General features: G+C 51.2%; 17 protein-coding genes. 3 read left to right on the forward strand and 14 right to left on the reverse strand.

All coding sequences use genetic code 11. The features are described from left to right. Nucleotides 1-79: 79 nt before the first annotated feature. The 10 genes from MKY74_RS23385 to MKY74_RS23430 form a co-directional block, all read right to left on the reverse strand. On the reverse strand, nt 80-2794 hold the full coding sequence (locus tag MKY74_RS23385) for a LuxR C-terminal-related transcriptional regulator (RefSeq protein WP_076164403.1): 2715 nt from the start codon (nt 2792-2794) through the stop codon (nt 80-82). A gap of 169 nt (nt 2795-2963) precedes the next feature. Next, nucleotides 2964-3593 (reverse strand): hypothetical protein, encoded by a 630-nt coding sequence (locus MKY74_RS23390; RefSeq protein ID WP_076164401.1) that lies wholly within the window; start codon nt 3591-3593, stop codon nt 2964-2966. A gap of 131 nt (nt 3594-3724) precedes the next feature. After that, on the reverse strand, nt 3725-4246 hold the full coding sequence (locus tag MKY74_RS23395; RefSeq protein WP_076164399.1) for a YEATS-associated helix-containing protein: 522 nt from the start codon (nt 4244-4246) through the stop codon (nt 3725-3727). 58 nt (nt 4247-4304) lie between these two features. Then, nucleotides 4305-5750, reverse strand: a complete 1446-nt coding sequence (locus MKY74_RS23400; protein ID WP_144025312.1) for a hypothetical protein — start codon at nt 5748-5750, stop codon at nt 4305-4307. Nucleotides 5751-5756: 6 nt separating this feature from the next. Further along, nucleotides 5757-7199 carry a hypothetical protein gene (locus MKY74_RS23405; protein WP_076164394.1) on the reverse strand — a complete coding sequence of 481 codons (1443 nt, stop codon included), beginning with the start codon at nt 7197-7199 and terminating at the stop codon, nt 5757-5759. Nucleotides 7200-7416: 217 nt separating this feature from the next. After that, nucleotides 7417-8067, reverse strand: a complete 651-nt coding sequence (locus tag MKY74_RS23410; RefSeq protein ID WP_076164392.1) for a response regulator transcription factor — start codon at nt 8065-8067, stop codon at nt 7417-7419. Next, nucleotides 8067-11222 carry an ATP-binding protein gene (locus MKY74_RS23415; RefSeq protein ID WP_244169116.1) on the reverse strand — a complete coding sequence of 1052 codons (3156 nt, stop codon included), beginning with the start codon at nt 11220-11222 and terminating at the stop codon, nt 8067-8069. Before MKY74_RS23415 ends, MKY74_RS23410 begins: the two co-directional genes overlap by 1 nt. Next, nucleotides 11219-11848 (reverse strand): hypothetical protein, encoded by a 630-nt coding sequence (locus MKY74_RS23420; RefSeq protein WP_076164390.1) that lies wholly within the window; start codon nt 11846-11848, stop codon nt 11219-11221. Before MKY74_RS23420 ends, MKY74_RS23415 begins: the two co-directional genes overlap by 4 nt. Nucleotides 11849-12035: 187 nt before the next feature. Beyond that, nucleotides 12036-12467, reverse strand: coding sequence for an NUDIX hydrolase (locus MKY74_RS23425; RefSeq protein ID WP_076164387.1), 432 nt, complete (start codon nt 12465-12467; stop codon nt 12036-12038). A 101-nt stretch (nt 12468-12568) separates the two neighbouring features. Then, nucleotides 12569-13099: a sigma-70 family RNA polymerase sigma factor gene (locus MKY74_RS23430; protein WP_076169221.1), complete on the reverse strand. Its 531-nt coding sequence runs from the start codon at nt 13097-13099 to the stop codon at nt 12569-12571. Nucleotides 13100-13331: 232 nt separating this feature from the next. Here MKY74_RS23430 and MKY74_RS23435 point away from each other — a divergent pair, with 232 nt between their 5' ends. Together MKY74_RS23435 and MKY74_RS23440 are read left to right on the forward strand one after the other, a co-directional pair. After that, nucleotides 13332-14207, forward strand: a complete 876-nt coding sequence (locus MKY74_RS23435; protein WP_076164385.1) for a TetR/AcrR family transcriptional regulator — start codon at nt 13332-13334, stop codon at nt 14205-14207. A gap of 122 nt (nt 14208-14329) precedes the next feature. Further along, nucleotides 14330-15355: a hypothetical protein gene (locus MKY74_RS23440; protein ID WP_076164383.1), complete on the forward strand. Its 1026-nt coding sequence runs from the start codon at nt 14330-14332 to the stop codon at nt 15353-15355. Nucleotides 15356-15459: 104 nt separating this feature from the next. Here the strand turns inward: MKY74_RS23440 and MKY74_RS23445 are convergent, their stop codons facing one another. From MKY74_RS23445 to MKY74_RS23455, 3 genes are all read right to left on the reverse strand, one after another. Continuing rightward, entirely contained in the window at nt 15460-16002 is a 543-nt protein-coding gene (locus MKY74_RS23445) for an HXXEE domain-containing protein (RefSeq protein ID WP_076164381.1), read from the reverse strand. A gap of 251 nt (nt 16003-16253) precedes the next feature. Then, a complete protein-coding gene (locus MKY74_RS23450; protein WP_076164379.1) occupies nt 16254-17648 on the reverse strand; it encodes a protoporphyrinogen oxidase in 1395 nt (464 codons plus the stop codon). Nucleotides 17649-17795: 147 nt separating this feature from the next. Further along, on the reverse strand, nt 17796-18176 hold the full coding sequence (locus MKY74_RS23455) for a potassium channel family protein (protein WP_076164377.1): 381 nt from the start codon (nt 18174-18176) through the stop codon (nt 17796-17798). Nucleotides 18177-18410: 234 nt separating this feature from the next. Here MKY74_RS23455 and MKY74_RS23460 point away from each other — a divergent pair, with 234 nt between their 5' ends. Beyond that, on the forward strand, nt 18411-18980 hold the full coding sequence (locus MKY74_RS23460) for an LOG family protein (RefSeq protein ID WP_076164374.1): 570 nt from the start codon (nt 18411-18413) through the stop codon (nt 18978-18980). A gap of 95 nt (nt 18981-19075) precedes the next feature. Here MKY74_RS23460 and MKY74_RS23465 read toward each other — a convergent pair whose 3' ends face one another. After that, nucleotides 19076-21475 carry a YcdB/YcdC domain-containing protein gene (locus tag MKY74_RS23465; protein WP_076164372.1) on the reverse strand — a complete coding sequence of 800 codons (2400 nt, stop codon included), beginning with the start codon at nt 21473-21475 and terminating at the stop codon, nt 19076-19078. Nucleotides 21476-21656 lie beyond the last annotated feature (181 nt).

Genomic DNA, 21656 nt, shown 5'->3' on the forward strand with positions numbered 1-21656 from the left:
AAGTAAGCGGCATAAAAAAGAGCCCCGATCCTGGGCTTATTCCTTCTTCCAGGTCCGGAGCTATACGGAAATTGCTATGTCACAAGTCATCAAGCTCTTCTGCGCGCCTAACGGCTGCCCGACGGTTGTTCACCTCAAGCTTGTCATAAATGTTTTTGGTATGAGTTCGCAGCGTATTCAGCGAGACGTGGAGCTCTCGCGCGATTTCAGGCCCGCTCAAATCGGTTTTGAGCAGACGCAGCACGTCCCGCTCCCGTTCGCTCAGCGGCTCTCCAACTGCCTTTTTCGCAGCCGATCCGCTTCCCTCCTTGCCAAAGGATAGCAGAAGAAGCCGCACATAGTTTGGACAGATCCCTCCATTCCATGCTGCTTCCAGCAATGCGGCCATCGGTTGGCCTTCGTCTGCAAACATCCGAACGTACCTTTCCGGCTCTGCCAGTGTCAGTGCTCGTTCCAGCGATGCAAGTGCGGAAGACATGTCACCCCGGCTGTGATGAGCAAGGGCTTGAAGGATCAAAATTTCGATCTGGCTCCCCGTCCTTCCGCTGTTTGCCGCTGCTTGGGATAGGCGTTCCAGGAAATCCAACGTTTCCTGAATAGGTGCAAGGTTACTTGGATGCCGGTGCAAAAGTACCCGGGCCAGGGTTATGTGCTCAAATTCGCGCAGATAGTGCAGGTCATCCGTTGTGGAGAGACCCTGCTCATGTACCCACTCCGCAGCCTCACTCCATCTATTCAGAGCGAGCCACACGCGTGCTTTCAAGGCCCATACCGGACGCACGTTGGGAAAAAAATCACCGACATACCGCTGCTCAGCCTCTTGAAGCAGTTCAAGCGCGCCATCCAAGTCTCCTTGCGATTGCCGAATACGCGCCATAGCTACCCGCCAGCGATACGGATATTGGGGCAGTCCCATTGGCTCACCCAACTCCTGACTTCGATGCAGATGCTGCATAGCGGCGTCCAAGTCCCCCTGCTCACGGCTTAGCTCGCTCATTCCGACGTACATGTCCGCTGTGCCCCGCGTTTCAGGAGTACCCATCTCCGCAGCAAGCAGTAATCCATTCTGAAAGATATCCATGGCCTGGCGTAGCCGCCCCAACGCTATGTTTATATCGGCCAGAGCAATGGAGCCCCCGATCGCGTCTGAGATGTTCCCTGCCCGCCGGACATTCGCCATTCCCTCACTGAACATCCGGTACGCCTCCTGAAGATCTCCGCTCGTCCATGCCGCAAGACCAAGGAGCGCGGCTGCCGCGCCGCGCCTTAAATGATCATCCGCTGGAACGAGTTCAAGTACTCTCTTCGAATATGTAATGGCGGCGGGTATATCCCCCATGGCTTGGGCATAAGCGGCGCGGTATCCGGCAATGGTGCCCGGAAGACGGCGAAATTCTTCCTCGTCTACGTAACACATATCGGTTGCTGAAGTTTCCGACGTCCTATCCAATGAGGAATTCTCCAGACACCGTTCGGCATCGCGCAGCCGTTCCTCTGCCCCTTCGACCTGGCCGACGGCAAGTAACGCCCATGCATATTCAACGCTGAGAACGGGCCTATGGCGAATGATTTCCTTGGGAAGCGCCTGAATCCACCCGAGCACTGCGGATTCCTGCCTGCTCCTGCGCATGGTTGCCCAAGCCTGCTCGATCAGATCCGCCGCTCGGGGGAAGTCTTCGGCAGCCAACGCGTGCCCTATTGCTTCAGCGTAGGAGCCGTGCCGTCCATACCACTCACTCGCACGCCGATGCAGTTCAGGAATGAGGTCAGGCTGATCCGTTCTTAAATGTATGGACAGCACTTCACCAAAGAGATGGTGATAGCGATACCACTGCCGCCTGTCATCCAGGGGAACGATAAAGAAGCTGCCCTGCTCCAGCGATTGAAGCCGAGCTGCCCCTTCGTTCTGGCCGGTAACGGCATCGCACAGCGGGCCATGCAGCCGATCCAGAATCGAGGTCTGAAGCAGGAAATTGCGGACATCGGCCGGCTGACGCTGAAGAACCTCCTCGACCAGATAGTCGACGATGTACCGGTTGTCTCCGGCGAAGGAACGGATAAAAGCGGGAATATCATTACGTCCCTGCATCGAAAGAGCCGCGAGCTGCAGCCCCGCAATCCAGCCCTCGGTACGATGTTCCAGCGCGTCAATATCCTCTGCAGACAGATGCAGCCCCATCACCTGATTAAGGAACTCGGCTGCTTCGCCTGCAGTAAAGCGCAGGTCCGTGTCGTGCAATTCGGTTAAATGGCCGCCGGCGCGAAGCCGGCTGAGGGAAAGCTGCGGGTTTTCCCGAGTCGCGATCACCAGGTGCATCTGCGGTGGTAAATGCTCGACCAGGAACGCAATGGTATAATCGATCTGCCTGTCTCCTACAGCATGATAATCGTCCAGCACAAGGACGAATTCAAACGGCATTGTTGAAATTTCATTCAGCAGCATTGTGAGCATCGATTCGGCTTCCGGTGGCGGTTGGAATTGGATTGCACGCATTACGGCTTCTCCGAAATGCTGCTCTATTGTCTGCAACGCAGCGACTAGGAGCGTAAGCAGACGCAGACTATCCTTATCCCTTTCGTCTAAAGATACCCAAGCGACAGGCCGTTCACACCCGGCAGCCCATTCGCTGATCATTGTCGTCTTGCCAAAGCCGGCGGAAGCAGAGATTAAGGTCAACTTGCGCCCCATCCCCGCCTTCAGCCGCTCAATCAGACGCGGCCTAGCGACAAGCCTCGTTCGTGGCTGCGGGATGTATAGTTTAGTAGATAATACAGGAAGTTCCGGAATATTCATGGATATAATCCCTCGTTAAACCCATTTTTGCTCATATCAATCCGCATCCGAGATGGCTCCATTCTATGATTTATATCCATCATGATATCTTTAATCGGATGTTTCCACCACTAAAAATTAAACGGATAAACGGCTGCTTTTACCATCTTCAGTGGATGGTTCTACGGTTCTACGACGATGACCGCGGCATTCTTTCCAGCATTCGTATCACTGCCCATACTGCAAGCGTTGCAATGATTGCAACGATGGCTGATCCGCCGGCGTGCAGAAGCAGCAATGGAGCCCACAGAATGCCGAGATAACGATGCACCACGCGCATCCTCTTGTTACGAATTCTTTTTATGAAGAACCCGTAACCGGCGATCATCAATAGGATCGTGAATGCGGAAAGACCGGTAAATATTTTATGATCATCTGGCTTGGTTATCAAAAAATATAAACCGTGAGCCGTGACGATCGTTAAGGTTATCCAACCCAAAAGCTTGTGCACGCCGTACAGACATTTTCCGGTTTTACGCACCAGCACCGAAGGGGATTTCATTTTCTTTTTAAACCAGACCCAAGAGAAGCTAGCCGCACCGAGGAACACGGCGAGCGTTCCCAGGAACTTAAAAATTTCCGCGCCACCTTCAGGCCGCTCTTCTCCGTGTGAATGCACGCTCAACGCACGTTCTTCCGGGGATGTTAACAGGTGATCACCATTGCTATGAAAAGAAGAAGTATAGAAATAGTAAGCTAAGAGCAGGACGGCAGCAACAGCTGCTATGATTGCAGGGATCCAGACCTTTTTTGTTTTCATGGGCTGCACCTTTCATAGAGAATTGACTTCACTATAAAAGAACAAGATTAAAAACCGATTAGAATCCGCTGTGATGCTGACGGCAGACAAAAAAAGAAGAGCGCCGCAGCATGCCAGCACTCTCCTATCACTTAACACCTATTATTGATATTAATCGTTGATTGTTCATTCAATTTAATGATCCGGGATGAAATGCTGCCTATGATCCGTGCGGAAAACGTACTTGCGATCAGGCACACCCCGATGAATACAAATATTTGCGGTACCTGCGTGCTGATCACATTCTCCAATTGAATGAAATTCAGCAGCAGCGGTACGGAAAAGGAAGCAATATTTCCGCAGAACACCGCGGTGACCAGCAGGTAGAACGACTTATTGTCCCTAAAGTGCATCCCGGTATCGGTATCCGTGTTTTTAACCAGCAGGAAGCTGGTTACACCTCCTACGGACCCGCACAGCGTCATGGTCAGAAAATAAATCTCTCCTTCCGACAGCGCCTGAAAAAAGACAAGGCGTGCCAAATACCACAAGATCAGCAGCAATGCCACAAGACAGCCGACCTTAAACGCCGCATCGACATTGATCAGCCATAGCGGCTCCTTCGTTGGCTGGGGAGCAGCCGCCTCTTGGGAAGACGGCTGCTGAACGGCCATAGGGGCTGAATCCAGCATCGGGGATGAAGCTAAGGGAGCATGTATCGGAGTGGATGGATCATCCATTGGGGGTATCCACAATTAAACCAATGATTTTCGGAATTCCGCTCGTATCGCGTACTTCGAAACCGTCCTGGAGCTGGGTCGTCATCGAGCTGTAGTCGGAACCGGAAGCGGACGCCGACTCGAAGTTGAACGGGCCGATGCCAAACGTTGCTTTGGCGGACCATTGGGATTGCGTCGTTGTGTTGGTCCAGTCTTTGGATGAGAATCTCAAGTAAGGCGCGTATCCTAGGACGACTCCCTTGACGACAACATTCATGAGTCCAGATTCGCCCCAGAGCGGTTTACCTGCAAACATACTGCCCTGCGGCCAGTTGGTGTAATCCTTATACGTGGACAGCAGTCCTTCGAAGAACCAATCCCCCGGGTTGATATTCACGGTAATCACATCTTGATACGTGATCAGAATATCGTAAGAATAATCCTCTTTAAACTGTGTGGATCCGGAATCATTGGTGCTTCCGCCAAGCCAGAACCAGTCGATGGGAATGCCCACGTTGGCACTGAATTTCCATGAGCTGTCCCTTTCGGTCTGCTGCTGATCATTTAATGCGATTTGTACGTTTGCCTGCTCTGCGAACAGCGGACCTCCGTTCTTCGTAGCGATGCCATTTTGCTTGATAAGCCATTGCCGGACGTCTTTAAGCTCGCTCGTTTTAAACCGGGGAACGCTTGCTGTCGTATCGTTCTCCTTGATCGTCATTTGGAACTGAGCCGTTTTTTGCAGCTCATCCGCTGAATGAGGCTCGAAAGGATCGGCGAGTGCGACCGCTTCGGTCGCATCGGCCAGCTCCTGGTAGCCGGGTCCGAACTTTTTCAGCAGCAGAGCGTTCAGCTGTTCAGTCATTCCGCCAAGCAGGGCGCCATATGTCGTTTGCAGCGATTCTACCTTTGCCTTATAATCTTCGGTTCCCATTTGCTGGGTACGGAAGTTAGCCCAGGTCGGATCCGGCGGGTTGGTAAAATATACGCTGCACGCTTTTCCCGTTGAGTCGAGCTCCGCACAAACTTCGTTCAGCCAGTCCGAATAGATGCCTTGGTTGATTTTGGAAACGTCGCTGCTGAGGAGCGCGATTTTCGACCGGAGATCCTCGATTTGCGTGTCCAGCGGATCGGCCGATCCCCCGCCGGAAGACGAGCCGCCGCTTCCCGAATCGCCGCTGCCGGCAGGGACGATATCCCGGACCCATTGTTGGTAAATATCAAACAGCTTATTATTGAACGCGCCGCTCCACGTTAACCCCCAGGAAGGGATCGTATTGCCTACATTATAGGCGTCCGTCAGCGCGACGACCTCTTCGTCGCTGCCGAGATGGGAGTCCACCCGCCCGGCCGCGGCTATGAAATTTTTTGGATCGCTGCCCGGCAGATGCCCGGATATCGCCTGAACGAACAATTGCCAAAAACGTGCCTGGTCCTGTGCCACCGCATTATTGCTCATCACCATTTACGCCTCCCCAAACAGCTCAGCTAAGCCCTCAAATTCGTTTTCCTCATTGCCTTTAAATTTATCGTCAACCGGATTTGGATCCTCTTGAACATTTTCCTCGTTTTGATTGATTTCTCCGTTTTCGTTCATGTTTTCAATGCCTTGCTCCATCGCCTGAACATCGCTTGCCGGCGGCAGCTGCTCGTTATTAATGAAGTCGAGTCCCTGCTCATTGTTGAAATTTTCCGGCTGCACATTGTCGATATTGTCCACAAACGAACCGTTCTCCTCGAGCGCTTTCGGATCACTGGATTCCTTGATTTCCTCTTTGGTGCTGTCGAGCTTCTTCTCGACTTCCGGTTTATTCGGTTCGTTCGGCTTTTTGATTTTTTCTACGAATTCTGATATGGCCTTAAACCGCTTAGGTACAGAGGCGATGAAATCCACGACAAACACCGCAGCCATAAAGTAACCGAGGTATTTCATCGCTTTATCAACGACGGACAGTTGTACGGATGGCGGAGTAGGGCACGATTTCCGATTTCCGTCGTGACTGCCCGAAGAACCTTCCGGCGGCTTGCCGATCCGTCCAAATATGCTTTCCTTCTTTTCGGTGCCGTCGCTGTTGGAATACGTAATCGTACCGAAAAACTCATTGCCGACGTATGCATCTTTATCGTCTTTGGCTGCCCGGGTAACCTGGCTGAATGTCAGCTGACCCGAATGATTCACCGTAAAGTCATCCTTCGTCCAGCTGAGTATGCCGTCCTTGTAAGTGACTTTATTCAAATCTTTATCCAGCATATCGCTGCCAATCGAGATCCCGTCGAGGCTGTCGTAAATAATGACTACGGGTCCCGTATCCGTTTTGCCGTCGGATGTGGTCATCACCGTATTGCCATAAATACCTGTCCAGAACTTCATGTCTACATTCCGCATCGCCTTAAAAGAAGCGTTGACCTGCTTCGCGGTACATTTATAGCCGTGCTGAGCCAGGAACTGATCCGGCGCGGACGTATCGGTATCCGTTGCCTTTTGCATCGCATCCTGCCAGCCGGCCAGAAGCGCGGTCTTCGCCAGGATGTCCTGGACGAAACGGTCGGACTCCGCATTCGGTTCGCTTTCCTTCACATGGTCTTCGTAAAAATCGGTACGGGTTAGCTCAAGCACATACACTGAAGTGGTTTCATACCCTTTTTGCGCCAAAAAGTTGTTGATGATTTTAAGCTTTTCCTTATATACGGTCTCTTTGTCGCTGCCGGCCGGGGGATTCTCGTCGATTTTCGATTTGATATTGGCCAAGAGCGAAGTCCACTGCTGCTTCAGCACCTGGTTGACCTGCAGGTCAGATACGAACAGCATCGCGTCCGCCTGCATTTTCAGCTTATCCGGATCCGTCGTATTTGGATCAAAAATTGAACCGGCGTCCGTTCCGTTTAAATTGGTGTTCACCGTCGTCACTTTTAAATTCCTCCTTCGATTCGGTTATGCTCTCAACGCCTCCATCATAACGGGCATTCCTTACTGTCGATAAGTGACTGAAGTGTACATTTTGTCATATGACCGGGATATGACGAAAGTAACTGTACGGGATCCTGGTTCACCGATATACTTATGGAATAAAAAAACACCGCTTCCTTTGAAGAGGAAACGGTGCTGGTGAGAACTTCATTTTCATTTAGTTTACAGCCTCCAAGGCATGCTTCAGCAGCAGGATGGCCTTGGTCCGGTCATTCGTCCCGATTTTCTCATAAATTACGCTGATGTAGTTTTTCACCGTCCCTTCGGTGATGTACAGCGTATCGGCAATTTCCCGGTTGTTCTTATGTGCCGTAATCAGCTTGGCGATCTCAAGCTCCCTCGGGGTCAGCCCATAATCGATTCCGGGCTGCCTGGGGGCTGCTGCTGTGCGCATACGGGCAGCAAACTTGGCCGCCAGCTTGGAGGGCAGCATCAGTTCGCCCCGAACCGCCTCTTTCAATGAGTGAATCAGTTTGTCGGATGAAAAGTCTTTGAGCAGGTAGCCGGACGCTCCGCTGGCAAGACCCTCAATAATATAATCTTCATTGGTAAACGTCGTTAAAATCAGAACAATCGTCTCCGGGCTCGACTCCTTAATCAGCCGGGTCGCCGTAATCCCGTTCATCACCGGCATTTCGATGTCCATCAGCACGAGCTGCGGCCTCAAGCTCTTAGTAAGCTCATAGGCGGTTTGGCCGTTGTCGGTTGTTGCTACAACCTCTATGTCGGATTCCAGATTAAGTATGGTCTCAAGGCCTTCCCGCACAAGCGTCTGATCTTCTGCGATAAGTATCGTTAATTTTGACATCATTGATCCTCCCTTCTACTTGGCAGGGTGAGCACCAATAGGCAGCCTGCACCTTCATTGGTGCCGATCCGGAAGGTTCCACCCCTTCGGCGGATCGTTTGCCGCATCATGGTCAGACCGAAACCTAGCCGATCCGATGCAAATGGCAAGCCGTTGTTCTCCAGTGTGAACCGGACCAAGCCGTCCTCTTCCACCAGCTCGAACCGAAAATGCGTACACCGGCCATGCCTGATGCCGTTTGTGATTCCTTCCTGCAGCGCATGGCGGATCAGCTTTTCCGCTTCCGGCTCAAGACGGCCATCCGTGATTTCAATGATGTGCTCCAGTGTCACCTCAGCGTATTTTTCCGAATCTTCTATGATCTGCAGCAGGGAATCCGGGAACGAGGATGCGGCCGCTGCTTCCTCGCCCAGCATATGTACCGATTTCCTCATTTCATGGAGCCCTTTGCGAACCAATTCTGATGCTAGATTCAATTTGTCGACCGATTCAGGGGCGCTCATGGATAACATTTTCAGACCGGCTTGAAGCTGAACGATGCTCGCCGTAAGAATATGCCCCACATGATCGTGGATTTCACCGGCAATCCGGTTGCGCTCGGCGAGGACCGAGACTTCGGACATCGCTCTTGCCCGCTCCTCAAGCGAATGCTCCAGCTCAATCGTTCTTGCTTCAACCTCGCGCTCCAGGGTCTGGTTCCAGCGGACCAACTGCAGATGCAATTCCAGCCTGGCCAACAGCTCCTGTTTGTCGACCGGCTTCACAAGATAATCGTTGCCGCCATGCTCAAAGCCTGCAACGAGGTCGGTCATTTGACTCCTAGCGCTGAGGAAAATCATCGGCAGCTCCCCGGAATTGTAATGCCGGCGTATCTCTTGGCCCACCTGAAGCCCCGACACAAACGGCATCATCACATCCAGCAGAGCGATGTCCGGCTTGTAGCCGTTCCTGATCCATTCCACGGCTTCTTGCCCGCTTCCCGTTGACTTAAGCGCATATTTCCCTCCGAGAAATTGCAGCAGCACCTGGACGTTGATCGGGTCGTCATCGACGATAAGCACTGAAGGCAGATGCATCTGGGCTTCCGCGGGTTCCGCGGTAGTCCGGATCATGCTCCAATCCGTATGCCGATCCTGCACCCCGGTGTCCTGTGAAGTGAGCGCCGTCCTCGGCTGAATCCGCGGCGTTTGCGGCATCGCCAGCGGAAGCGTAAAGCTGAACGTTGAGCCCTCGCCCAATTTGGACACCACTTCGATCTCGCCTTCATGCAGTTCAATCAGCTTCTTCGTAATAGACAGCCCAATACCGGTTCCGCCCTGCTGAGGACCGTTCATGGGACGGACCTGCTCAAACGATTCGAAAATGCGGGACAAGTCCGACTCCGCAATGCCGATTCCCGAATCCTTGATCTGAATTTTGGCTTGACCGTGCGACTTGCGTCCCGTGATCGTGACGGTTCCGGATTCCGTATACGCAATGGCATTGCCGATCAAGTTATGCAATATTTGCTGGAGCCTGTTCTCGTCGGCTATTACATACAGATCGTCCGGCAGCTTATTTTCCATATGGAGTCCCTTGTTTACGGCCAGAGGCTTAAGGACTTGAAGAGTCAGGTCGACGGCAAGGCGCAAATCCACCGTTACTTTGTGCAAAGTAATCTCCTGGTGTTTGAGCTTGGAGAAATCCAGGATGTCGTTCACCAGATGGGCCAGCCTTTGCCCGCTGATTTTCATGAGCCGCAGCAGCTCAATCACGGGCAGAGGGAGCTTGCCGGAGCTTCCGTCGATCAGCGAATCCGCCAGTCCGATAATCCCGTGCAGCGGTGTCCGGAGTTCATGAGATGTTTTGGCCAAAAATTCATCTTTCAGCTTATCCAGCGTTAACAAGCGCTCCGATAAGCTCTCGACCTGGGAGAAAGCACGGGAAAATTTTTTGGATATAAGCAGGGATTGCATAAAAACAAAGCTAAGTACGCCAAATTGCAGCAGTGCCGGGGTATCGAGAATGCCTTTCCGGTTCAGCGTATCATTCAGTGCGGTCACAAAGATCAAACTAAACCCGAGAATGAGCAGCAGAGACCCTTCCTGGCGCTGACGGGCGATCCGGTAAGAAGCATAAATGGCGTACAGCACGAGGCCGATCGAATAAATCTCAAAGGGCAGCAGCGAATAGTCGTAAATCCGTATATCCGTGGTAAGCACAAGCAAAGTCAAGATGAGGGTAAACATTTGGGTAACGCGTCGAACGGAACGCGACAAATATTGAGGAAACAAATAATAAATAAATGAGATCAAGAAAAATTCGCCCACGTAAACCGTTAAATAGGAGGCTTTGGCGAACCATTCCCACGAAAAACCGGGAAGGATCTCCAGAATGTATCTCGAACCGACCAGCATCGTTCGAAAGGCGATGCACATGCAGAACAACCCGAAATACAGCGGGGTCACATCTTTTCGCCTGAATCCATACAAGAACAGATGGTAGATTCCCATGACAAGCAGCGCCCCGATGACCAGGCTGTCCTGAACCAGCTCTCCTGACCTCTCCTTCTGAAGCAGCTTGGCATCTCCCAGCTCGAGAGAATTGTTGATTCCTCCCTTGGGATAAGTGAAATTGGACACCTGGATCAGCAGTGTCAAGCTCCCTTCCGGGCTGGGTTTAACCGGTACGACGATGGAGGCACCATACTTTGGAGATGTGTTTTCGGGCGTCGTTCCGGGTTGTCCGGATGACGCCTCCAGTTCGTCATTCACCCACAAAGCGTAAGAAGAATACATATTCCGCAGTTTAATGGCCACATCGTCCGACGGGTGAAGCCCGCGAATCACCATACGATACGTTGCATAGCCGTCCGGCGGAAGCGGTGATCCGTTCAGCCTGTGATTCGTCCAGTAGCCGGGGACTTCCACATATCCGCTGACCTCCGGTGACGTTGTGCTCTGCAAATCCTCCGGCCACAAGAGCTGCTTCCAGTAAAATTCCCAAGTCCCGTTCAATTCGATGGATCCATCGCTTCTAAAGTCCCATCCGGAGAGCTGCATTTCGCCATTCTTCACTGTCAGCGAAGACGAAGCGGAGATTACCGCCGGATTCCAGGCTGCAGTGAAGACCAGCACAGCAAAGACGGCAGCTCTGATGCGGCGACGCCAACTCATGCACGAAACGAAGAGGCGTCCAAGTAAATTTCGTCGCCGAGTCTGGCGTCTCCAAGCAATGACAAACGATGCTTCGATGTGAAATCTCTAGGTTCGTAACTGTTAGGGGCTTTGGTGGAGGACAGCAGTTTGAGCCGGATATACGTTTCAGCTAACAATTTGCTGCAAAAAAAGTCGCGGAATGAAGAAGTTATCCCGAACTTTCCCTCTATAATTTCCCAATACATTCTTTTCTTGTCGGGAAAAACTGCACCATGCACTTCTCCAATGAAGCGATCGAGCATAGCCTGCATCTCCGGTGTACGATCAGCTTGAAGCTGACGGATTGCGAAAATCGAGTCATAATGGTTCCCGACGTCCGTAGACAGGCGGTCACGAAGCTTAACGAGCTGGGGACCGGATTTCTTGACATGCAGCCAAGTATCCTCCAGATTATCCAGTGATGTGGATTCCCACAGCAGCGCTTCACCGTCCGGCGCCCTGACCACCATCGCCACGTGCGACCATGGACAATGCTCCAGCTCTTCGATCCGCTGACTGCCTTTGGCGACGCCGTGTGCCAGCAGAATATCCCCCGTTTGCAGCTTAGGTTCAATGTCTTGATAAGTAACCGTTAACAATTTCATCCAGCCCCCCTGCCGGTATATGAAATACCTAATTTTTTCCTTCCATGTTTATAGTAAACCCAGCCTGACAATTGTCAATAACTTGATAGAACCGGGCGTTACCATTACTCCAGAAAGCTTCGCAGAGGACGTGATCACGCAGCAAAAAAGCCGCCTGCTAGAGGTGGCTTCGTTGTCTGGATTAAACTCAGGACATTTCCCGAATACGCTGCTCCGCATCACGGATTACGCGTGCCATATTCGCTGTCATCATGTTATCAGCTTGATCGAAACCGATGTATTCGTAACTGTCTACCTCCGGCTTCGCCTGACCGCTGTACCGGTCAATAAACGTAGAAGTACAGGCCATTTCCTCTATCGGGGGGAGAGATTCCGCTTCCCATAAGAACAGATGAAGGTTTTTGGCCCGGTTATACGGGAACACGCCTAAATCCTTGATTTGATCGGGTAGAATGTTAAGGCCGCTTTCCTCCAGAACTTCCCGGCATGCGGTCTGCTCCAGTGTCTCTCCCTCCTCTGGCATACCTTTGGGCAGATCGTAAAACGTATTGCCCGTGGAATGGCAGGCGAGGAATACGGTACGGTTCGTGATGATGACTCCGACGGATGTTGCAGGCATATCAACATGTTCCTTTCCTGGCGTGGATCATTTATTTTATCTATACGATGCTCCTGTATAAGTATCTATTCTTACCGTTTCTGAGTGATTATTATCGTTTTTCAAATCCCCGCAAAGTTCATTCGCATTGAGTTCATCCAATCCGCAAGTACGCCTCTTGCCCGATGCAGCCTTGCCCTGACGGCGCCTTCCGAAATTTCAAGGATTTCCGCGATTTGCTTGACCGACAGGTCCTGATAATAAAACAAATGCACAACCAGTCTTAGCGTATCGTTTAACCGGTCAACCGCCTCCTGCAGGTCGCTCGTTTGATGATCTGCGCCATGAGCAGCGATTGGGTAGTTCGTTTCGGGCAGCTCCCCCATCACGATGGTTCGTTTTCGGAGCCGCAGCACTTGATTGCATTCGTTGATCAAAATCCGGATGATCCAAGTATTGAAAAATTCGGGCTTCTTCAACGTATTTAATGACTTATAAGCCTTAAGCAGCGTTTCCTGGATTGCATCCGCACAATCCTCGTCACGCTTCACTATAGACTTGGCCAAGCCATACAGCCGTGATTCCAGTTGGCGTATAAGCTTGACAAAAGTATCGAGATCGCCCTCTTGAGCTTTTTTGACTTCCACTACCATATCCAGCAAGTTGTTTTCTCTCCTTTTCAAGCACCATCATTAAGATGGATCGGCCATATAAAGCGTGACTTGGATTTGACACCAATGTTGTAGGCCGATAAGATAATTGTAATGTGACTCATTAGTTTTTACAAGAACCTTATGGTCATTCCCGTAACCGGACATCGCGTTCGGAAACATATCTGAGCTAGACATGAGTAGTGATTGAGCGCCAACGAAGGAGGCGGCACGAATGAGTGTGCTGAAGGAGAAAATTTTGGAGTCGGCCATCCGGCTTTTTGCGGAAAAAGGTTACCAGGCGACTTCAATACAGGATATCGCCGATGATTGCAGCATCGCCAAAGGCTCGCTGTACAAGCATTTCAGTTCGAAAGAGGAACTGTACATCAGCATATTGGAGAAGCGCCAGCAGGACATGATCGATGCGGTCGATCATATCCGGAAAATGCAGCTGCCGACGAAAGAAACCTACCTGGAGGAGCTTGCCTATCAGTTCGATTTTTATATGGAGCACGGGTACTATATTTCGCGTGACCATAACGAGCTGCCTCCGGTTAATAACGATAAAATCGAAAGCGTTCTGAACGGAATGAGAAGGAGCATGTTCCTGTACTATCAAGATATTCTGCTCCGCCGGTACGGGCCTGGCATCGAGGAGTGGAAGTGGGATGCCACTGCAATGCTGAGCGGTCTAATTCGAGAGTATACCTTTCACCTGTTGTTCGGTTATTTGCCAATCGACAAAAAAAGGTTAGCTGTGTTCATCGCTGAGCGGATGGACGATCTGATGGAGGGGTTGGCAAAACGGCCGGTTCCCTCCCTGCTTACCGACGAGCTCATGACGGAATATTCCCAAATCGATCTCAAGGGCCTGTTTGCATCCCGCGAAGGGAGAAAAGATGCGCTGATCCAAAAAATAGCGTCGATCATTCCGGATATCGCCGTACCGAACCAGAGAAAGAATGAACTGGCGGAGGTCGCCGCCATGCTTCGGGAAGAATCCGCGAAGGACCAGCCGAGACGTTTTCTTCAGCTTGCGCTCCTTCGCGATTTAGAATCGGAAAGCGAGCTTTCCTTTTATGCGAAGCAGCTTCTTCCCTTGATTTAAGCTATAAATTCAATAAATATTTATAAAAAAATCCATATCTTGAAACATTTTCATATTTCACGACGTCTAGTGCATGAATACCTAAACCATTTGGATACAAGACACAGGAGGGAAAACAACAAATGAAAAAATGGAGTTCTATCACCCTATCGGCCGCCGCCCTTTCGCTGCTGCTGTCTGCTGCCCCGATCTATGCGGCACCCCCATCCATGCCTGCTGAAGCGCAAATCGAAGCATCTTCCATAAGCTTGGATCCTGCAGTTGAAGCTCAATTGACAAAAGCTCTGAACAAACTCTCAGGCAGCACCAAGATCGAATTTACGAGCGTGGATAAGGATGCAAACGGCCAGCCCCTGTTTATTTACGGAAAACTCAGCGGTCAAATCGATGCCGAGTTTAACCAGCAGTATAATCCGGCAAAGAAACGGGTGGAATCGACCAGCATCATCTATAAATCTTCGAATACCAATGCGGTTATCGGTGCAGCCCTGGCCAATAAAACGGCTGCCTTCTTGAAAACCTATGACACCGATCACAAGTTCAAAACAGAAGCCATCTGGCGTGTTCACTCCCCTTACCAGGATAATGCTCCCCGAAATTATTGGGTTCTCTGGGGAAACAATCAGAGCCTGTACATCGATCTGGATCAAGGGAACCAAATATCGGCCAGCATGACTTATTCATTAGCCTCCGTCAAAGCACAGCTTGCCAATAAAGCGAATCAGTCCCTGAAGACGTTGGGCATCAGCCTCACCAAACCGTTCGAATATGTGCTGCGCGAAAAAACCGGGGACAAGAAATTTGTCTGGAACTTCCGGGACGATGAGGATAACAATTACGTCGTTATCGGGGCAAAAACCGGTAAGGTCTGGGAGATCCAAAATTTACTCGGCCAGGATTGGACGAACGACCAGGACTTCGCCAAATCCTTTGCCAAGCCCGTTCTCAGCAAAAACCAGGCCCTTTCCGCGATCAAGCCCAAAGCCAAGGCTGTGTTCGGGATTCAAATGAAAGGGTACTCGGTGCAGATCAAGAAGAACGAATACATCTTTACAAAGAAAGGCGCAGCCACCATTACCGGAAAGATTAATAAAAAAGGAAAGTTTTATTTCCTCCAGATGACACCGGTGAACGGGATTCGAAACTGATCTCCGGCAGGAGCCTTAGGGCTCCTTTTTTGCTGCCAGAGAACGGATGAGCCAGAACGGAACGTGCTCAGGTCAAAATACCCTAACAGAGTCGTCCATCCCCCTTACCTGTTCGGCGCAATCCGCCGCGCACACTGATGACCGATCCACACGACAGGCAGCACGGTAGCAGCACCAACGGGGATGCTCCAGGCGAGGTCTGAGCCATTTACCAAGCCTGCATCCAGCAGGCGGTAAAATAAGTACATTGAATATGGCAGTGTAACCAGCACCGCGGTCACCACGCCAGGCGTATATCTCCGAAGGTATATGCTCTGCCCCACATGCGTAAATACATGGATAAACATAATCGTATTAAAGCCTGTAAACAAAAGCATCCAACGATGCTCGGCGGCCAAGTATGTAAATGGGATAAACAAGATAAACTCGAAAAATACGGCTACGGCAAACTGGGAACCGGTGATATTGGAAAAATCTTTGAGGATCCGGCCCGCGCGGTCAGGGACGATCCGGCTGACCTGATCATAATTTCGCCTCATCCAGCCTTCCACCGTAATGATTTCTTCAAAATCGTGAATCATAAATGCAGCAAGAAACAACCAAATGAGCGAATTGATGCTTACTGCTTCGTCGATAGCTTCTAACATAACAAGCTTCTCCCCCGTTTCTGCCAAAGTCTAGCTAAATATATTATCGGGCTAGGCGGGAAAATGCTCAAGCAGCGTATCGTTCTCCAAGCCTTTGATGTGAAAGGCAATGCTAGAGCTGAATTCTATTCACTTTGGCAGGGAAAATGGAATTGGATGCATGTCTATCGTTAAAACAGCCGCCCTTTCGGGCGGCTGTTCGCGCATATTCGCTCTATTCGCTTGTATTCGCTTTTTGATCGTTTTTAAGCTTACAGTTGTGCAGCGATTTTATATGCCGTTTGCTCGCCGTTAGCAATACAATCCGGAATGCCGACGCCATAATAGGAACATCCGGCCAGATAGATGTTCGGGAACCGCTCGGCCATTTTCTGTTCCAGATCCTTGACGATGCTGTGGTGCTTGATATGATAATTCGGCATCACATTATGCCACTTCGTGACCTCGTGGGTGACCGGATCGCCGGTAATCCCCAGGCTCTTACGGATATCTTCCAGCGCAACGTTCAGCAGCTCTCCCTCGCTTAGCTGAACCAGCTCATCGTAGCGTGGATTGCTGCTTTTGTAAAAGAGTCTGACGAGCAGCTTACGTTCACGGGAGGTATGCTCCCATTTCCGGCTTGTCCATGTGCAGGCATTGCACGTAATGTCGCTGCCATCGGCCGTAATAAAGCCCGTGCCGTCTGCAGGCAGCTCGGCATCCGGAAGATCGAAACCGACGTAAACACTGATCATGGAGCTGTTCTTCAGCTGGTTGAACTCCTGGTCCAATACCGGATCCGCAAGCAGCTGCTGCGCCGCATAGTGCATCGTGCCGAGCACCACATAGTCAGCATCAATCACGCGGCCGTCTGCCAGCGTCACCGCATAACGGCTTCCATCCTTGGCCACGGATTCGGCCCGTACCCCCTTCACGATCTCCGTTCCGGTCAGCTGCTGCTCTAAGGCATCAATCAACGCAGAAACACCGTTTTGGAAGGACATGAATTTTTTTTGCCCGCCGCTTTGAAATTTTGCGCGATTTTCGGACAGCCCTTTGATCAGGCTTCCGTATTCGTTTTTATAATCGATCAAGTAAGGCAGCGTTGATGCGATCGTCAAATCGCTCAGTTTGCCTGAATAAACGCCTGACAAGACGGGCGCGATCTGCTTCTCCACGAACTCCTTTCCAAGAAAGGCTTCCAGAAACGCACCGACCGAATCATTTTTTGTGAAATGCTCATTGGGGGTATACAGGTCTTTCAGGGCTTCCACCTTGCCCTCCGCGGATACCAGCTCGGTTGTGGCAAGCGATTCGATGCTGGTCGGAATCCCAAAGACGGCATCCTTCGGTATCTGCTTCAGCCTGCCGTCCGTATAGATGTAGGAAATTCCCGTCGCATTATAGACGACCTGATCCGCCAGGTTCAGTTCCTGAATCAGCGGAGCCACATTCGTTTTCCGGGTCACGATCGAATCGGCGCCGGATTCCATCGTAAAACCGCCGTCGTATACGGTCCGCATTTTTCCGCCCAGCGTCTGTTCCGCTTCAACGAGAATGATGTTCGCCGGCTCCGTCTGCCCGCTGTATTGATTTAAGGTCCGGCGCAAATAATACGCGGCCGACAACCCCGTAATCCCCCCGCCGATAATGACGACTGTTTTCAAGACGCTTCACTCCTGCTTCCAAGATGACTGCATGTTCAACCTTCCCGTAAATTATAACATAGTGCTTCGTACCCGGACTTCCTCATTCGTGACGTTAATCGTACAAAAAAACCGCGGAATCCCGCGGAGATTTTCGCCTGCTTCATATTATTTATGCTTGGCCTTCTTCTTAAAACGGTCACGTTCCGTATCAATATCGCCGTCCTTTTGATTGCTCTGAACGACCCCGTAAGCAACATAACTGAGCAGCCCCATAAAGGTGCCGGTGCCTACCACGATATAAATCATCGTAAAAATTTTGCCGAGTCCCGTCTTGGGCATGAAGTCCGGATGACCTACCGTACTCAGCGTCGTGATACAGAAATATAGCGCGTCTATGACGCTTAAGTTTTCTTCCGTGGTATAAAAAATCGTGCCAGAAACAAGCAGCAGAACAATTAAGACAAAGAAAACCTGGAAATTTTTCAGTTTAAACGCATGAAACAGTCCGGTCAGCAGCCGTTTCAAGGTCAAGACAAAGGATATCATGGTTATTCCGCCTCGTCATAGATTTTGATAAATGAGTCCGCGTTCGGGTGGTGATTCTCCCTTAATATTCCCCTTTTGCCATCCAATAAACCGTGACTTGAGCACGAACTTTGGGGTAGCGTTTTTTACTTTGGCTTAACCTAACGGAGGAGATTTTCACGACCATGGGTCCGGAAAATCATTTATAATGAAAAAGACCTAAACAGAGAAGGCTCGTAGGAAGGGAGTTATGTTATGAAACATTTAGCTGTGTATTGCGGATCAAGTTACGGTGCGTCGCCGGCGTATCGGGAAGCAGCAGTCGAGCTGGGCAAAGAAATGGTCCGGCGCGGGTTAACCCTGGTTTATGGGGGATCCAGCGTAGGGATCATGGGCGTACTGGCCGATACGGTCATTGCTGAAGGCGGGCAGACCATCGGCGTCATTCCACAGGTGCTGGTAGACCGGGAAATTTCGCATCAAGGGTTGACCGAGCTTCATGTGGTCGGCACGATGCATGACCGGAAGTTTAAAATGGCGGAGCTCGCCGACGCATTCCTCGTGCTTCCGGGTGGACCGGGCACGATGGAGGAGTTTTTCGAGGCGTTCACGTGGGCCCAGATCGGCATTCACCGCAAGCCCATTGGCATGCTGAACGTGAATCGTTATTACGATCCGATGATCTCCCTGTTTGAGCATATGGTACGGGAACAGTTCATGCAGCCACAGTACCAATCCATGGCCATCATTGAGCCAAATGTGTCTGTATTGCTGGACATGATGAGTAAATATGAAGCCCCCGCCGTTAAAAGTTACGGCAAATAAGCCTTAACATACAGACAGCCGCAGTCCGGAGACTGCGGCTGTTGTTCAAGAGGCACACGGGTAATGGCAACCCCAAGCTCGATCACGTAAAATGACTAGTATCTTTGGTTAAGCGGGGTATCCACTTTGCTTTGGAGATGTGCCAAGCGGACCATAATCGTCGCCGCTTCAGCCTTGGTGACCGGCTTCGCCGGGTCGAATTTGCCCCCCGCGGCGTCCATCAGTCCGAGCTTCAGCATAAGCGCAACGGCGCCTTTGTCCTGGATCGCATTCGCGTCCGATAGGGACAACGCCTGTGCATCCTGCTGGAAGAACTTGGACAGGCGGTTGTAATGCAGAGCCGTGGTCAGGCTGGTGGCCACCGCTTCACGGGTCAGCTTCTGCTCCGGATGCAGCTCCGACGATTTCTCGTCTTTCAGCCAGCCTTTATCCAAGAACAGCTGTACCGCTCCAGAGATCGGACTGTCGGCTGGAACGTCGGTAAAGATCGGTTGATACTGGCCCCCATAATAGCCTTGATCTGGGTAAACCCCTTTCGCCATCATTTGGATCCAGTCCCCCAAAGTCAGCTCCGCTTCGGGATGGAGCAAGCCATCTTCACCAGGCGACAACACGCGGTATTCGAGCAGCGTCGCCAAATCCTTGCTTGCCGCGTGGTTTGCCGCATCGCTCGGAAGCGCAGCGCTCTTGTCCTTGTTCGAAACGGGCAGCAGACTTGATGCTTCGGTTTTCCCTGTAACCCCATCGATATATCCTACGTTCCGGTCTCCGTTCAGCGTTGGAACATACGCCAATCGAACTTTCGGTTCCACGTACGTGTTATCCACTGTGTAACCGCCGCTGCTGATGTACCGCAGCTCCACGCTGAGATCGTCCAGCAGGCGCTGCTGTGCGTCTTTCGGATCAACTTTTGCTGTCAAATTGTCCAACGCTTTGATATCTTTATCCGAAAGGGAAGTATCCGCATTGTAGTTCACCAACTTGCCGCTGCCGTCGATAGAGACGTTCACCGTCATTCCGTTAACAGGCAAGTCCTTGTAGAAACGCTGGAACACAAATTGATAAACCGTCTTTGTTGCCGTATTCAACGTTTTGGCGTCTGACAGTTTCAGAGCTTCGGCGGCATTCGGATAATGGGCCAGCACCAGCTCAATGGCTTTCGCTTGTGCCTGGGCTTCCGTCACGGACGGAGCGGTGGCTTTGGCCGGTTCGGCATCCGGATACTGGAACTCATGGTAGCTCAGCAGCTGCCCTGTGTCGGCGTCCACGTACGCATACTTGCTGTCATCGCGGTATATCCCGGCAGTTCTTTTGTTCCAGTTCAGGCTCCAAGCTTGCTTACCGGTGCCGCCCCAATAATTTCCGAGATTGGATTGGATCTGGTAATCCGAGCCCGGGGCAATGCCTTGAAGCCGCTGCAGCACTTCGTCCGAGGTCAGCTGCCCGCCTTTATTCGGGGTGAACAATTTACCGGAAGCCTTTAATGCGGTATAGCTAACCGCTTGGCTTGGGCCATCCAAATCCTTGCCAAAAATGGTATCGATCCGCTTCCCGGAATTGGCATCCATCGGCTCCAATGTCCGGTCAGGAACATAGCCGATCTTCCATTCCCGGTTGGCGGACGTATCGTACAGCGAGGTGGACGGTATGTATGCAAGCGTTACGGACAAGCCCTGCTCAAGCCTCTTCTCCGCATCTTCCTTGCTGATGGTGGCTTTGGCCGCTGGATAATCCCCCTGGTTAGTATTGCGGTTAAAGCGGACGATATTTCCGTTGCCGTCCACATCCAGGCTCACAGACTCATTGTCTGCAGGAATCCCATTGACGTCAATCGTGTACGAAAATGAATACTGAACCGGTCCGAACAACGCCTTGTTGGATAAATAGAGGTTCTGGTTTGACGGTTTCATCGTACCTGCTTTAATAGAAGGAGCTGCTTTGGGTATAAACGCCTCGGCGATTTTCTGAGCTTCCTGCTCGGAAACCGCCGGCGGGTAATAGGCTGTGTTGGAATCGTCAAACGGATACGAATATGGATAATAATAGTTCAGGATATCCCCCGTAATCGCGTCCACTTCGGTACTGAAGCCCGTCGAGTGGTTTCCCTTCTGTATCGTCCAATTCTGCACCCATACCTTCTTCGTGTTGGGCGGGGACACGTTCTGCTCCCCATAGGTTACTCCATCCAGTCTTGCCTCCTTGAGCACCGGGAACAAATCCTTTACACGCGATTCCGCTTGGGCTTTCGTAATTTTGGCGTCGGCCGGATTGAGTCCCTTCGAAGCTGTAGAGCCGCTGTCCTGGGACGCTGAAACTACGGAATCCTTCACAACGGAAGTCCCGCTGGCTGTATCCGCTGATGCCAACAAAGGCACCTGCAGAAGACTGAGTCCAAGTGTGCCTGCAAGCACCTTTTTGGCTACAGATGTGTTTCTTAAGCTCCTCTCCTTTGCCTGATTTTTTGGCATGCCCGCGGCATGTTGTTGTTCGTCCATCCTTCTTCCTCCCTGTTATACCAATATAAACCATTTTGATTATAACATGGGACGTTAGAGAATTGGCTGCCAATTTGGATTTTCCAGGAAAATTTTGTGCCGCAGCATCTTGTGCTAAGCAGAAAGACCGTTTATGCTATAATCAGTTGAACGCCGGAAGCTTAGATTTACCGTGAAGTTA

Source organism: Paenibacillus sp. FSL R5-0378, from assembly GCF_038009285.1.
Taxonomy (GTDB): Bacteria; Bacillota; Bacilli; order Paenibacillales; family Paenibacillaceae; genus Paenibacillus_AQ; species Paenibacillus_AQ favisporus.